Consider the following 14136-nt stretch of genomic DNA (forward strand, 5'->3'; position numbering starts at 1 on the left):
CGAACGGGGCCGGCCGGTGGCGTTGCGAGCAGGTGCGGGCCGGGGTCAGCCCAGATCCGGCCGGACCTGCGGAATCGGCAGCAGCGTCTTTCCGGTCGGACCGATCTGGATCTCGGTGTCGAGCTGCTGGCACACGCCGCAGTCGAAACAGGGCGTCCAGCGGCAGTCGTCGACCTCGATCTCATCGAGGGCGTCCTGCCAGTCCTCCCACAGCCACTCCCGGTCCAGTCCGGAGTCGAGGTGGTCCCAGGGCAGCACCTCGTCGTAGTCGCGCTCGCGGGTGGTGTACCAGTCGGTGTCGATCCCGAATTCGGCCAGTTCCCGGGTCGCGCAGGTGATCCAGCGGTCGAAGGAGAAGTGCTCGGACCAGCCGTCGAAGCGGCCGCCGTCGCGCCAGACCGCCTCGATCACCCGGCCGACCCGGCGATCGCCCCGGGACAGCAGGCCCTCGATCAGGCCCGGTTTGCCGTCGTGGTAGCGGAAGCCGATCGCCCGGGCGTACTTCTTGTCCGCGCGGATCGCGTCCTTCAACTTCTGCAGCCGGGCGTCGGTGGTCTCCACATCGAGCTGGCCGGCCCACTGGAACGGGGTGTGCGGCTTGGGCACGAAGCCGCCGATCGACACGGTGCAGCGGATGTCGCGGGTCCCGGTCTCGGCGCGGCCGGTGTCGATGACCCGCTTGGCCAGATCGGCGATCGCCAGCACGTCCTCGTCGGTCTCGGTCGGCAGGCCGCACATGAAGTACAGCTTCACCTGCCGCCAGCCCGATTTGTACGCCGTGGCGACGGTCCGGATCAGGTCGTCCTCGTCGACGGTCTTGTTGATCACCCGGCGCATCCGCTCCGACCCGCCCTCGGGCGCGAACGTCAACCCGCTGCGCCGCCCGTTGCGGGACAGCTCATTGGCCAGGTCGATGTTGAACGCATCCACCCGGGTACTGGGCAGCGACAGTGAGACGAACTCGTCCTCGTAGCGGTCGGCGAGCTGCTTGGCGACCTCCCCGATCTCGGTGTGATCGGCACTGGACAGACTGAGCAGGCCGACCTCCTCCAGGCCGGTGGCGCGCAGGCCCTGCTCGACCATGGACCCGATCGTCTCGATCGACCGCTCCCGCACCGGGCGGGTGATCATCCCGGCCTGGCAGAACCGGCAGCCCCGGGTGCAGCCGCGGAAGATCTCCACCGAGTACCGCTCGTGCACCGTCTCGGCCAGCGGCACCAACGGCTGCTTCGGGTAGGGCCAGGCGTTCAGATCCATCAGCGTGTGCTTGGTGACCCGGAACGGTACGCCGGAGCGATTCGGCGCGACCCGGCGGATCCGGCCGTCCTCGAGGTAGTCCACGTCGTAGAACCGCGGCACATAGACCCCACCGGTCGCCGCCAGCCGCAGCAGCACCTCGTCGCGGCCGCCCGGGCGTCCCTCGGCCTTCCACTCGCGGACGATGTCGGCGATCCGCAGTGAGGCCTCCTCGCCGTCACCGAGCACCGCGGCATCGATGAAGTCGGCCAGCGGCTCGGGGTTGAACGCGGCGTGTCCGCCGACCAGCACGATCGGATGCTCCTCGGTCCGCTCGGCGCTGTGCAGCGGAATCCCGGCCAGATCGAGCGCGTTCAGCAGGTTGGTGTAGCCGAGTTCGGTCGACAGGGAGAAGCCGAGCAGGTCGAAGGCGCCGACCGGGCGATGGGTCTCCAGGGTGAACTGGGGGATGCCGTGTTCACGCAGTTTGGCCTCGAGGTCGGGCCACACGGCGTACGAGCGCTCGGCCAGGATCCAGTCGATCTCGTTGAGCACCTCGTACAGGATCGCCACGCCCTGATTGGGCTGGCCGATCTCGTACGCGTCGGGGTACATCAGGCACCAGCGGACCTGGACGGCGTCCCAGTCCTTCACCACGGCGTTCTGCTCACCGCCGATGTACTGCACGGGCTTGCTCACCTCGGACAGCAGCGGTTCCAGGCGCGGGAACAGGGATTCAACAGCGTGGGTCGTCATAGGGGACCAAGCCTACGACGTCTCCCCCGAAACGGGTACGCCCGCGGCGCTCAGCCGGCGAGTTCGGGGAACCAGATCGGGATCTCCCGCTCGGCGGATTCGGCCGAGTCGGAGCCGTGGACCAGGTTCTCCCGGTTCGACAGCGACCAGTCCCCGCGGATGGTGCCGGGCGCGGCGACCCGGCCGTCGGTCTTGCCGTTGAGCAGGCGGACCGCCTCGATCGCCGAGTCCCCGGTGAAGATCGCCGCGATCACCGGACCGGAGGTGATGAACTCCCGCAGGGCCGGGTAGAAGTCCCGCTCCAGGTGTTCGGCGTAATGGGTATCGGCCAGTTCACCGGTGGGGGTCACCAGCTTCAGCGCGGCCAGCTCCAGGCCCTTGGCTTCGTAGCGGCTCAGCACCTGTCCGGCGAGACCTCGGCGGACGGCATCGGGCTTGATCAGGACCAGGGTGCGCTCAGTCATGGCCCACACTGTATCGGCTTCCGCGACCGCTCCCGGCCACGCGGAGAGCGCCGGCTCAGTGCGCGGTTCCCTGGCCGGCGCGGCGCTGGTCCAACCGGCGGCCGAGGACGAAGGAGATCACCCACAGTGCGGCGAACATCACACCCATGATGATCATCCCGTAGGTGAGGAAGCCCAACAGCAGGACCCCGATCTGGGTGATCCAGCCCAGCAGGTAGTGATCCTTGCGCAGCCGGCCGGCCGCGACCAGCGCGAGCAGTGCGACCACTCCGCCGGCGACGCCGGCGACCGGCGCCGAGACGTGGGCGACCATAATCATCACCGGGATCGCCAGCCCCACCACCAGCACCTCGCTGAACAGGACCGTCGACAGCGGGGTACGCATCGGGTTCGCGGGCTCGAGATTGAGGTTCATCGCAGGTCTTCCTCGGTCGGTTCGTCGAAGCCGTCGGCGCCGAAGCTGGACACTCCGAAGGCGGTCAGGGGATCCGCCGGAGCGGGGTCGTCGTCGGGGTCGGGCTCGACCTCTTCGAACTGGCGCGGGCCGCCGCTGACCAGCAGGGCGCGGGCCTCTCCGGCCGCGATCACCGATCCGGTCACCAGGATGCCGGGCTGCCCGTCCGGCACCAGGTCGGCGAGCATCGAGGCGACCTCGAGTGCGGTGCCCAGGCTCGGTTCGGTACGCACGCGCTGGACTCCGAAGATGCCGGTGGCGATGTCGGCGAGATCCTCGGCCGGCAGCGCCCGCGAGGTGGAGGAGACCTGCGTACACACCACCTGGGACATCACCGGCTCCCAGATCCGCAGCACCTCCTCGGCGTCCTTGTCGGCCATCATCGCCACCACCCCGATCAGCGGGGCGAAGCCGTACGCCTCCTCGACCGCCTCGGCGGCGGCCCGGGCGGCATGCGGGTTGTGGGCCCCGTCGAGCACGATCGACGGGTCGGTGCGGACCAGTTCGAGCCGGCCGGGCGCGGTGACCTCGGCGAATCCGTCCGCGATCACCTCCGCCGACAGCGGCTTGTTGCCCAGGAAGGCCTCGACCGCCGCCAGGGCGACGGCGGCATTGCGGGCCATGTGGGCCCCGTACACCGGCAGTGTCAGGTCCCCCAGCGGCCCGTCGGCGGTCTGCAGCCGGATCACCTGTCCGCCCACCCCGGGCTGGCGGTCGAGCAGCCCGAAGTCGCGGCCCTCCAGGCGTACATCCGCACCGACCTCGGCGGCCCGGGCCAGCAGCACCGCCGCGGCCTCGGGTTGCTGGCCGGCGAGCACCGCGTGGGAGCCGGGTTTGATGATGCCGGCCTTCTCCTTGGCGATGTCGGCGATGGTCGGACCGAGGATGTGCATGTGATCCAGGTCGATCGGCAACACCACCGCGACGGCGGCGTCGGCCACCGAGGTGGCGTCCCAGGTGCCCCCCAGGCCCACCTCGACGACGGCGACATCGACCGGGGCATCCGCGAAGGCCGCGTACGCCATCGCCGTGATCACCTCGAAGAACGTCATCGCGATGCCGTCGATGGCCATCTCGTCGACCATCTTCACGTACGGCTCGATATCGCTCCACAGTTCGGCGAAGCGCTGCTGGGAGATGTCCTGACCGTCGATGCTGATCCGCTCGGTGACATCGATCAGGTGCGGGGAGGAGAGCCGGCCGGTGCGCAGCCCGACCGAGCGGAGCAGGGACTCGATCATCGTCGCGGTCGAGCCCTTGCCGTTGGTGCCGGTGATCTGGATGACCGGGTAGGCGGTCTGCGGGTCTCCGAGCAGTTGCAGCAGCGCGCGCTCCCGCTCGAGGCCGGGGCCGATCCGGTGTTCGGGCCAGCGGGCAGTGAGGGCGGCGACGAGCTCAGCGTGGGACATTGTCATGGCCGGGCCAGTCTAGTGTGCCGCGGCCGTCCATCCAGTCGGCGGACGTGCTTCGGATTCGTCCGCTTCCGTAAGATGCCGCCATGACGACTGCGCCTGCTGCCGATTCCCGCGTGCCCGACAAGCCCAAACTCGAGGGCCTGGAGGACAAGTGGGCGACGAATTGGGCCGCCGACCGGACGTACGCGTTCGTCCGGCCGCAGTCGCGCGAGCAGGTCTTCTCGATCGACACTCCCCCGCCGACGGTGTCCGGGTCGTTGCACGTGGGGCACGTGTTCTCCTACACCCATGCCGACCTGGTCGCTCGCTATCAGCGGATGACCGGCAAGCAGGTGTTCTACCCGATGGGCTGGGACGACAACGGCCTGCCGACCGAGCGCCGGGTGCAGAACTACTTCGGGGTCCGGTGTGATCCGTCGATCCCCTACGACCCCGATTTCCAGCCGCCGGCCAAGCCGGACCCGAAGCGGCAGGTGCCGATCAGCCGCCGCAACTTCGTGGCGCTGTGCCTGGAGTTGACCGCGGTCGACGAGCAGGCCTTCGAGGATCTGTGGCGCCATGTCGGCCTGTCGGTCGACTGGGACCACCTGTACACCACGATCTCCCCGGACACCCAGGCGGTCACCCAGCGCGCATTTCTGCGGAACCGGGCCCGGGGCGAGGCGTACCTGTCCGAGGCGCCGACGATGTGGGACGTGACCTTCCAGACCGCGGTCGCCCAGGCCGAGCTGGAGGCTCGGGACTACCCGGGCTTCTACCACAAGCTGGCCTTCGCGCTGACCGAGCCGGTCGATGCCGGCGGCGCCGACGTGCCGTGGGCCGACGGGAACGTGGTCATCGAGACCACCCGTCCCGAACTGCTGGCCGCCTGTGGCGCCCTGATCGCGCACCCCGACGATGAGCGCTACCGGGCGCTGATCGGCAAGACCGTCACCACGCCGGTGTTCGGGGTCGAGGTGCCCGTGCTGGCCCACCCGAACGCCGAGATGGACAAGGGCTCGGGGATCGCCATGTGCTGTACCTTCGGCGACCTCACCGACGTCACCTGGTGGCGCGAGCTGCAGTTGCCGATGCGGACGATCATCCAGCGCAACGGCCGGATCGTGCAGGACACCCCGGACTGGATTCCGAACGCCGCCGCCTTCACCGAGATCGCCGGCAAGACGACCTTCTCCGCCCGGGAGACGATGGTCGAACTGCTCCGCGACGCCGGCGCCCTGCTGGCCGAACCGGAGGCCACCCAGCGCAAGGCGAACTTCTACGAAAAGGGCGACAAGCCGCTGGAGATCATCTCGACCCGGCAGTGGTACATCGCCAACGGGGGCCGCGACGACGCCCTGAAGCAGAAGCTGCTCGAGCGCGGCGATGAGATCGCCTTCGTGCCCGAGCACATGAAGTACCGCTACAAGAACTGGGTCGAGGGCCTCAACGGGGACTGGCTGATCTCGCGCCAGCGCTTCTTCGGCGTGCCCTTCCCGGTCTGGTACACCCTGGACGCCGACGGGGAGCCGGACTACCAGAATCCGATCTTCGCCGCCGAGGAGTCGCTGCCGGTCGACCCGTCCAGCGATGTCCCGCCGGGGTACGCCGAGGCGCAGCGCGGGGTGCCCGGCGGCTTCATCGGCGACCCGGACGTGATGGACACCTGGGCGACCTCCTCGCTCACTCCGGAAATCGTGACCGGCTGGGGCCGTGACGAGGAGCTGTTCAGCCTGACCTTCCCGATGGATCTGGCGCCCCAGGCCCACGACATCATCCGGACCTGGCTGTTCTCCCGGGTGGTGCGCTCGCACTTCGAGTTCGACCGGGTGCCCTGGAAGCGGGCCACGATCTCCGGCTTCGTGGTCGATCCCGACCGCAAGAAGATGTCGAAGTCCAAGGGCAATGTGGTCGTGCCGACCGAGATCCTGGAGAAGTTCGGTGCCGACGCGGTGCGCTGGCGGGCGGCGATGGCCCGGCCGGGCACCGACTCCCCCTTCGACGAATCCCAGATGAAGGTCGGCCGCCGCCTGGCGATGAAGGTGCTGAACGCCTCGAAGTTCGTCCTCGGCATGGGAGCCCGCCCCGGCGCGGTGTCCAACCCGGCCGACGTGGCGCTGCTGGAGCGGCTGCACCTGGTCGTCGAGCAGGCCACCACCGCGTTCGAGGCCTACGACTACACCGCCGCGCTGGAGGCGACCGAGACCTTCTTCTGGTCCTTCTGCGATGACTACCTGGAGTTGGTGAAGGAGCGGGCGTACGGGGCGCAGGGCCCGGACGGGGCCCAGTCGGCGCAGGCCGCGCTGGCGACCACGCTGGACGTGGTGCTGCGGCTGTTCGCTCCGTTCCTGCCGTTCGTCACCGAGGAGGTGTGGTCGTGGTGGCAGGAGGGATCGATCCACCGGGCCCCGTGGCCGACCGTGGCCGACCTGCCGCAGGGGCCGGCGCTGCTGCTGGGTGAGGTGTCCCAGGCCCTGATCGGGATCCGGGGGGCGAAGTCGAATGCGAAGGCGTCGATGAAGACCGAGGTGGCCCGCGCCGAGTTCTCCGGACCGGCCGCGGCGCTGTCCCGGTTGCGCTCGATCGAGGCCGATCTGCGCGCGGTGGGCCGGATCACCGGTCAGGTCGAGTGGGCCGAATCCGAGAGTGAATCGATCGATGTGGCTGTGGAGTTGGTCACACAGGCTTAATCTGGAACGTGTCCTCCGACGTCGCCACCGAGAATTCATTGCGCTTCAGCGCGAGCGCTCCGCGCCGTCTCACGCTTGCGGAGCACGATCAGTTGACCGGGATCGCCGAGCGATTCAACCAGTCCGCCGCCGAGGAGAACCGGTTGGAGTTCGACGGCCCGGATGTGTTGCCACTGGGCGTACGCCTGGCCGGGTCGATCCATCTCCCGAACTCCTCCGAACACTGGAGTCAGGTGGTGGATCACTGGCTGGACGCCCTGGCCCAGATGCGGCTGGCCATTCCCGACCTGACCTGGGACGTCCAGCTCGGCCGGGTCCCGTATCGCTGGAGCGGGACGCACTGGCACTGGAAATAATCGGTACCGGCCGGTACCTTCCCCGCGCCTGTCCGTATCGTGTTGCCATTCCTCCGGAAGGGACACGACACCATGCAAGAACGCACTCTCGGCAGCCAGGGGCTGTCCGCCACGGCCATCGGGTACGGCTCCATGGGAATCTCGATCGCCTACGGCGACGCCGACCCGGCGGGTGGCACCGCGGCCATCCGGCGCGCCCACGAACTCGGGGTCACCATGTTCGACACCGCCGAGATGTACGGGTGGGGTGAGAACGAGCGCATCGTGGGCGCAGCGGTCAAGGACTTCCGCGACGAGATCGTGCTCGCGACGAAGTTCGGCTTCACGGCCCCGAACCTGGGCGTGGACAGCCGCCCCGAGCACATCCGAGAGGTCGTCGACAACAGTCTGCGCAATCTGCAGACCGACTGCATCGACCTGCTCTACCAGCACCGGGTCGACCCCGCCGTGCCGATCGAGGACGTCGCCGGGACGGTGCAGGAGCTCATCGACGCCGGGAAGGTGAAGTACTTCGGGATGAGCGAAGCCGGCGAGCAGACCATCCGGGCCGCCCATGCCGTCCAACCCGTCTCGGTGCTGCAGACCGAGTACTCCCTGTTCGAACGTGATGTCGAGCAGCTGTTTCCCACCCTGCGGGAACTGGGCATCGGCTTCGTGGCGTACTCCCCGCTGGGGCGCGGCTTCCTCACCGGACAGGCCCGGCCTGCCGATCAGTACGCCGCCAACGACATGCGCCATCGTGATCTGCGGTGGCAGCCCGGCAACTTCGAGAAGAATGTCGCGGCCACCGAACAGTTGGCCGAACTGGCCGGCACGAAGGACGCCACCGTGGCCCAGCTCGCCCTGGCCTGGGTGCTGGCCCAGGGCGAGGACATCATCGCCATCCCCGGTACGCGCAGCCCGGCGCGGGTCGAGGAGAACGTCGCTGCCGCGGACCTGGTCCTCACCGCCGACGACCTGGCCCGGATCGCCGAGATCCTGCCGACCGGGAGCTTCGGCGCCCGGTACGACGAGGGGCGCCTGCCGGTCTGGCGGTGAGGCGTCGGGTCAGGCGCTCTTGGAGCGCCGTTCGCGCTTGACCAGCTTGGACCGCGGGATCAGCTCGGGGTCCGCCCCGTCCCGGACGACGGAGCCGGTGACCACAACCTGACCGATCTCGTCCTCGCTGGGCACGTCGTACATGACGCTGAGCAGGGACTCCTCCAGGATCGCCCGCAGGCCGCGGGCGCCGGTCCCCCGGGCCAGGGCCATGTCGGCGACCGCTTCGATCGCGTCGTCGGTGAACTCCAGATCGACCCCGTCGAGTTCGAACAGCTTGCGGAACTGCTTGACCAGCGCGTTGCGCGGCTCGACCAGGATCCGCATCAGCGCATCGCGATCCAGCGGGGTCACCGTGGAGATCATCGGCAGACGGCCGATGAACTCGGGGATCAGGCCGTACTTGACCAGGTCCTCGGGCCGGACCAGGGACAGCGGATCGACCGACTCGACCTGGCGCGATTCCAGGTCGTTGTTGAACCCGATCGGACGCTTCCCGACCCGGGAATCGATGATGTGGTCCAGGCCGGCGAACGCGCCCCCGACGATGAACAGCACATTGGTCGTGTCGATCTGGATGAAGTCCTGATGCGGGTGCTTGCGCCCGCCCTGCGGCGGAACACTCGCGGTGGTGCCCTCGAGGATCTTCAACAGCGCCTGCTGTACGCCCTCCCCGGACACGTCACGGGTGATCGAGGGGTTCTCCGACTTGCGGGCCACCTTGTCGATCTCGTCGATGTAGATGATGCCGGTCTCGGCCTTCTTCACGTCGAAATCCGCGGCCTGGATCAGCTTGAGCAGGATGTTCTCGACGTCCTCACCGACGTAGCCGGCTTCGGTCAGCGCGGTGGCATCGGCCATGGCGAACGGCACGTTCAGCATCCGCGCGAGGGTCTGGGCCAGGTAGGTCTTGCCGCAGCCGGTCGGGCCGATCAGCAGGATGTTGGACTTGCCGAGTTCGACGTTGTCCTCGTCGGCGGCCCGACGGGCGGTCGGCTGAGACTGGGCCTGGACCCGCTTGTAGTGGTTGTAGACCGCCACCGACAGCGCCTTCTTGGCCGAATCCTGCCCGATCACGTACTGATCCAGGAACTCCCGGATCTGGCGCGGCTTGGGCAGTTCGTCGAGCAGGCCGACATCGGAGGTCTCGGAGAACTCTTCCTCGATGATCTCGTTGCACAGGTCGATGCACTCGTCGCAGATGTACACGTGCGGGCCGGCGATCAGTTTGCGGACCTGCTTCTGGGATTTACCACAGAACGAGCACTTCAGCAGGTCACCGGTCTCCCCGATGCGTGCCATTGGTGTTCCCCTTCACTGCTGTAATTCTCGTCTGCCCCGGACCCCGGGGGTCCTGGAGACCATTGTGCGCCCGGCGAAATCTGGGCTGTCCGCCACCCTAACCCGGGTCGGGTCAGGATCGGTTGACCCGGGCTGCGGTGGCGACACGATACCTCCCCGACGCGGGGCCGGGGAGGCATCTTCGATTCAGTTCTGCAGTTCCTTGAGGCTGGTGAGCACGTCGTCGACGATGCCGTACTCCTTCGCCTCGGCCGCAGTGAGGTACTTGTCGCGGTCGACATCCTTGCTGACCTGCTCGATGGTCTGCCCGGTCGCGTCGGCCAGCATCTGCTCCATCAGGGCCCGGATCCGCATGATCTCCTTGGCCTGGATCTCCAGGTCGGAGGACTGCCCGTAGGAGGGCTGGCCCATCGACGGCTGGTGGATCAGGATGGTGGAGTTCGGCAGCGCGAGCCGCTTGCCCTTCGCACCGGCGGCCAACAGCACCGCGGCCGCGGAGGCAGCCATGCCCAGGCAGATGGTCTGCACCTCCGGCTTGATGTAGTTCATCGTGTCGTAGATCGCCGTCATGGCCGAGAACGAACCGCCCGGAGAGTTGATGTACATGCTGATCTGACGATCGGAGTCCATCGACTGCAGGCAGAGCAGCTCGGCCATGATCGCGTTGGCCAACTCGTCGGTGACCGGGTCACCGAGGAAGATGATGCGATCCTCGAAGAGCTTCGCGTACGGGTCGATCCGGCGCAGGCCGTAGGAGGTGCGCTCCTCCCACTGCGGCAGGTAGTGCGCCGCCCGCGGGGCGGGCACGCCGGCCCGCATCATCTGCTCAGCGTTGAAGGCAGCCATGCTGTCGAAGTTCATATTCTGCATCCTCACTGATTCGGCGAATCGGTCTTGATCTGCGACGCCGACGTGTAGACGTGGTCGATGAAGCCGTACTCCAGCGCCTGCTCCGCGGTGAACCAACGGTCCCGATCGGAATCGGCGTTGATCTGCTCCACGGTCTGGCCGGTGTGCTGCGCGATCAGCCCGGCCATCACCTTCTTGATGTGCAGGGACTGCTCGGCCTGGATCCGGATGTCGGAGGCGGTGCCGCCCAGACCGCCGGAAGGCTGGTGCATCATGATCCGGCTGTGCGGCAGCGCGTAGCGCTTGCCCTTGGTGCCGGCGCTGAGCAGGAACTGCCCCATCGAGGCAGCCAGCCCCATGGCCACGGTCGCGACGTCGTTGGAGATCCACTCCATCGTGTCGAAGATGGCCATGCCCGAGTCGACCGAACCGCCCGGGGAGTTGATGTAGAGGTAGATGTCGCGCTGCGGGTCTTCGGCATTGAGCAGCAGCATCTGCGCGCAGATGGCGTTCGCGTTCTCGTCGGTGACCTCGGAGCCCAGGAAGATGATCCGGTTGGCCAGCAGCTGATGGTAGACGTTGTCGTTCAGACCGCCGACGCCCGGAGTCGCCGCGGCCCGGATCTCGGTACCAGGTGTGTTCACGACTCCGAACCTACCCGGCACCTCCGACAAAACCTGAGGGTTCCGGGCGTTGTTCGCTCACGGCGCACCCTGGGCCGTCCGCCCCACCCCTGGCCACCGGTCCGGCGTACGCTGCTCTAGGCTCCACCGTGACCAGGTGCAGCACACCCGACAGCATGGTCGGACGGATCGGCTTCGGGCCCGGCCGCTCGTGCGCACCCCCAGCAGGAGGAGCTGACCCCATGATTCGTATTGGCTACAAAGCCTCGGCCGAGCAGTTCGCCCCGCGCGAGCTCGCTGACTTCGCGGTCCGGGCCGAGGAACTCGGCTTCGACTCCGCGACGATCTCCGACCACTTCCAGCCCTGGCGGCATCAGGGCGGGCATGCGCCGAACTCGTTGATCTGGATGTCCCACGTCGGCGCGCGCACCGAACGGCTGATCCTGGGCACCTCGGTGCTCACCCCCACCTTCCGGTACAACCCGGCGGTGATCGCGCAGATGTTCGCCACCATGGGGTGCCTGTACCCGGGCCGGATCATGCTCGGGGTCGGTACCGGCGAAGCCCTGAACGAGATCGCGGTCGGGCTGACCGACTGGCCGGATTTCAAGGGCCGCTTCGCCCGGCTGCGGGAGTCGGTCCGGCTGATGCGCCGGCTGTGGACCGAGGATCGGGTCACCTTCGAGGGCGACTACTTCCGGACCGTCGACGCGAGCATCTACGACCGGCCCGACCAGCCGATCCCGGTCTACATCGCCGCCGGTGGCCCGACCGTGGCCAAGTACGCCGGTCGCCAGGGTGACGGGTTCATCTGCACCTCGGGCAAGGGGGTCGAGCTCTACCGCGACCAGCTGATGCCCGCCGTCCGCGAGGGCCTGGAGCTGAACGGACGCAGCGAGGACGCCATCGACAAGATGATCGAGATCAAGCTGTCCTACGACCCCGATCCGCAGCGGGCGCTGGAGAACTGCCGGTTCTGGGCGCCGTTGTCGCTGTCGAAGGAGCAGAAGCACGACATCACCGACCCCGAGGAGATGGAGGCCGCCGCCGACGCCCTGCCGATCGAGCAGGTCGCCAAGCGTTGGATCGTGGCGTCCACCCCCGAGGCCGCCATCGAGCAGATCAAGTTCTACACCGATCTGGGCTTCAACCACCTGGTCTTCCACGGCCCCGGCCACGATCAGGAGCGGTTCCTGTCGACCTTTGCCGAGCAGGTCGTCCCCGGAATCCGCGAACTGGGCTGACCCCGGGAAGCGACACGGTGGCCGACCCCCTCAGGGATCGGCCACCGTGTGTGTTCAGTGCCGGGTGGTCAGCGCCGAGTGTTCAGCGCCCGGTCGGTGCGTCGCCGGGGCTCACTTTGCTTCGTCGGTCTCCTCGGCGGCAGCCTCGTCGGTGGTGACCTCGGCGGCAGCAGCCTCCTCGGCGGCGTCCTCGTCGTCACCCTCGGCCTCGGCGTCGGCGAGTTCGGCCGGGTCGGCGTACGAACCGTCGGACTGCAGCTTCTCCAGGTCGATCTCGTTGCCGTCGGTGTCGACGACGGTGGCGGTCTCGACCACCAGCGCGAGCGCCTTGCCGCGACGGATCTCGGCCATCCACTCAGCCATGTGGTTGTGTTCCATCATGTGCTGGGCCTCCTGCTCCGGGCTGGTACCCGACTGCTGGGCCTTGCGCAGCAGGAGCTGGGTCAGGTCGTTCTGGTCGACCCCGACCTCGCGATCGTCGGCGACCGAGTCGAGCAGGATCTGCGCCTTCAGGGCGTCCTTGGCGCGGGCGTCGATGTCGGCCCAGAACTCCTCGGCGGTCTGCTCCTCCTCGTCGGACTGCTCGAGGTACTGGTCCAGGGTCAGCCCGGCCTGAGCCAGTTGCTGGGTGATCTGCTGGTGCCGCATTTCGATCTCGTTGGCCAGCAGCTTCTCCGGCACGTCGATGTCGATCTTGGCGATGATCTCCTCCAGGACCTTGTCCCGGGCGGTGGCGGCCTGCTCCAGCCGGGCCTGCCGCAGCAGGTTGTCGGCCAGGTCGGCGCGCATCTCCTCGACGGTCTCGAACTCCGAGACCATCTGGGCGAACTCGTCGTCCAGCTCGGGCAGGTCCTGCTCCTGGACCTTGGTGACGGTGACCTTGATGTCGGCACGCTCGCCGCGCAGCGAACCGCCGACCAGCTCGGAGTTGAACTCGGCCGACTCACCGGCGGACAGGCCGGTCACAGCCTCGTCCAGGCCGTCGATCATGCCGCCGGCGCCGAGCTTGTAGGAGATGTCCTTGGCGGTGGCCTCCTCCAGTTCCTCACCGTTCATCGACCCGACCAGGTCGACCACGATCACATCGCCCTCGGCGGCGGGGCGCTCGACCTCGCGGACCGAGGCGAACCGCTCCCGCAGGACCTTGATCTGCTCGTCGACGGCCTCATCGGAGACCTCGAGGGTGTCGACCTCGACCTTGACGTCGCTGAGGTCGGGCAGTTCGATGTCGGGGCGCACGTCCAGTTCGGCGGTGAACTCGACCAGTTGGTTGTCCTCCAGCTTGGTGACCTCGATCTCCGGCTCACCCAGCGGGTTGAGCTCGTTCTCGGTCACGGCCTTGCTGTAGAGCTCCGGCAGCGCATCGTTGATCGCCTGCTGCAGCACCATCTCGCGACCGAATCGCTGATCGATGACCAGCGGCGGCACCTTGCCGGCGCGGAAGCCGGGGATGTTCACCTGGCTGGCAATTTCCTTGTACGCCTTGTCGACACTGGGCTTGAGTTCCGCGAACGGCACCTCGATGGTGATCTTGGCCCGCGACGGGCTCAGCTTCTCAACAGTGCTAGGCAAGGTGGTCTCTCCCTTGGGGATTCTGGCCGACAGTCGGCCTACGGCATGTGGCGCCACGTTGACGCATACCGGCTGATTCTATCCACACCGGTTCACTGCGCATCAAGACCGACACCGCTCGGTACGCTGTCCCCGCATTTTTGGCCCGTACGCCTCCG

General features: G+C 67.8%; 12 protein-coding genes. 4 read left to right on the top strand and 8 right to left on the bottom strand.

Annotated features, from left to right (window positions below):
* Positions 1-45: 45 nt before the first annotated feature.
* From G531_RS0103615 to G531_RS20190, 4 genes are read right to left on the bottom strand one after another with little or no spacing between them, the layout of a single operon-like run.
* A complete protein-coding gene (locus G531_RS0103615) occupies positions 46-1992 on the bottom strand; it encodes a TIGR03960 family B12-binding radical SAM protein (RefSeq protein WP_026926208.1) in 1947 nt (648 codons plus the stop codon).
* Positions 1993-2042: 50 nt separating this feature from the next.
* A complete protein-coding gene (gene ndk / locus G531_RS0103620; RefSeq protein WP_026926209.1) occupies positions 2043-2456 on the bottom strand; it encodes a nucleoside-diphosphate kinase in 414 nt (137 codons plus the stop codon).
* 55 nt (positions 2457-2511) lie between these two features.
* Positions 2512-2871 carry a DUF4233 domain-containing protein gene (locus tag G531_RS0103625; protein ID WP_051214996.1) on the bottom strand — a complete coding sequence of 120 codons (360 nt, stop codon included), beginning with the start codon at positions 2869-2871 and terminating at the stop codon, positions 2512-2514.
* Positions 2868-4325 carry a bifunctional folylpolyglutamate synthase/dihydrofolate synthase gene (locus G531_RS20190; RefSeq protein ID WP_306304600.1) on the bottom strand — a complete coding sequence of 486 codons (1458 nt, stop codon included), beginning with the start codon at positions 4323-4325 and terminating at the stop codon, positions 2868-2870. The genes G531_RS0103625 and G531_RS20190 overlap by 4 nt, the downstream gene beginning before the upstream one ends.
* Before the next feature lie 83 nt (positions 4326-4408).
* On the opposite strand from G531_RS20190, the gene valS reads away from it, so the two are divergent.
* From valS to G531_RS0103645, 3 genes are all read left to right on the top strand, one after another.
* Positions 4409-6994 (top strand): valine--tRNA ligase, encoded by a 2586-nt coding sequence (gene valS, locus G531_RS0103635; RefSeq protein WP_026926211.1) that lies wholly within the window; start codon positions 4409-4411, stop codon positions 6992-6994.
* Between the two features lie 8 nt (positions 6995-7002).
* Complete coding sequence (locus G531_RS0103640; protein WP_145978720.1) at positions 7003-7350, top strand: hypothetical protein; 348 nt, start codon at positions 7003-7005, stop codon at positions 7348-7350.
* Between the two features lie 72 nt (positions 7351-7422).
* Entirely contained in the window at positions 7423-8388 is a 966-nt protein-coding gene (locus G531_RS0103645) for an aldo/keto reductase (RefSeq protein WP_026926213.1), read from the top strand.
* Between the two features lie 9 nt (positions 8389-8397).
* Here G531_RS0103645 and clpX read toward each other — a convergent pair whose 3' ends face one another.
* From clpX to G531_RS0103660, 3 genes are all read right to left on the bottom strand, one after another.
* Positions 8398-9690: an ATP-dependent Clp protease ATP-binding subunit ClpX gene (gene clpX / locus G531_RS0103650; protein WP_026926214.1), complete on the bottom strand. Its 1293-nt coding sequence runs from the start codon at positions 9688-9690 to the stop codon at positions 8398-8400.
* A 186-nt stretch (positions 9691-9876) separates the two neighbouring features.
* Positions 9877-10551 carry an ATP-dependent Clp protease proteolytic subunit gene (locus G531_RS0103655; protein WP_026926215.1) on the bottom strand — a complete coding sequence of 225 codons (675 nt, stop codon included), beginning with the start codon at positions 10549-10551 and terminating at the stop codon, positions 9877-9879.
* Positions 10552-10562: 11 nt separating this feature from the next.
* A complete protein-coding gene (locus G531_RS0103660; RefSeq protein ID WP_035757228.1) occupies positions 10563-11183 on the bottom strand; it encodes an ATP-dependent Clp protease proteolytic subunit in 621 nt (206 codons plus the stop codon).
* Between the two features lie 221 nt (positions 11184-11404).
* Here G531_RS0103660 and fgd point away from each other — a divergent pair, with 221 nt between their 5' ends.
* Positions 11405-12406, top strand: coding sequence for a glucose-6-phosphate dehydrogenase (coenzyme-F420) (fgd, locus tag G531_RS0103665; protein WP_026926217.1), 1002 nt, complete (start codon positions 11405-11407; stop codon positions 12404-12406).
* A 111-nt stretch (positions 12407-12517) separates the two neighbouring features.
* Here the strand turns inward: fgd and tig are convergent, their stop codons facing one another.
* Positions 12518-13978 (bottom strand): trigger factor, encoded by a 1461-nt coding sequence (gene tig / locus G531_RS0103670; RefSeq protein WP_026926218.1) that lies wholly within the window; start codon positions 13976-13978, stop codon positions 12518-12520.
* Positions 13979-14136 lie beyond the last annotated feature (158 nt).

Source organism: Granulicoccus phenolivorans DSM 17626 = NBRC 107789 = JCM 15570, from assembly GCF_000423085.1.
Classification (GTDB): domain Bacteria; phylum Actinomycetota; class Actinomycetes; order Propionibacteriales; family Propionibacteriaceae; genus Granulicoccus; species Granulicoccus phenolivorans.

Excerpts from the sequence above, each read along its gene's own strand:
- fgd (WP_026926217.1), top strand. The coding sequence starts at position 11,405 with ATGATTCGTATTGGCTACAAAGCCTCGGCCGAGCAGTTCGCCCCGCGC.
- G531_RS20190 (WP_306304600.1), bottom strand. The coding sequence starts at position 4,325 with ATGACAATGTCCCACGCTGAGCTCGTCGCCGCCCTCACTGCCCGCTGG.
- clpX (WP_026926214.1), bottom strand. The coding sequence starts at position 9,690 with ATGGCACGCATCGGGGAGACCGGTGACCTGCTGAAGTGCTCGTTCTGT.
- G531_RS0103655 (WP_026926215.1), bottom strand. The coding sequence starts at position 10,551 with ATGAACTTCGACAGCATGGCTGCCTTCAACGCTGAGCAGATGATGCGG.
- G531_RS0103625 (WP_051214996.1), bottom strand. The coding sequence starts at position 2,871 with ATGAACCTCAATCTCGAGCCCGCGAACCCGATGCGTACCCCGCTGTCG.
- G531_RS0103615 (WP_026926208.1), bottom strand. The coding sequence starts at position 1,992 with ATGACGACCCACGCTGTTGAATCCCTGTTCCCGCGCCTGGAACCGCTG.
- valS (WP_026926211.1), top strand. The coding sequence starts at position 4,409 with ATGACGACTGCGCCTGCTGCCGATTCCCGCGTGCCCGACAAGCCCAAA.
- G531_RS0103645 (WP_026926213.1), top strand. The coding sequence starts at position 7,423 with ATGCAAGAACGCACTCTCGGCAGCCAGGGGCTGTCCGCCACGGCCATC.
- ndk (WP_026926209.1), bottom strand. The coding sequence starts at position 2,456 with ATGACTGAGCGCACCCTGGTCCTGATCAAGCCCGATGCCGTCCGCCGA.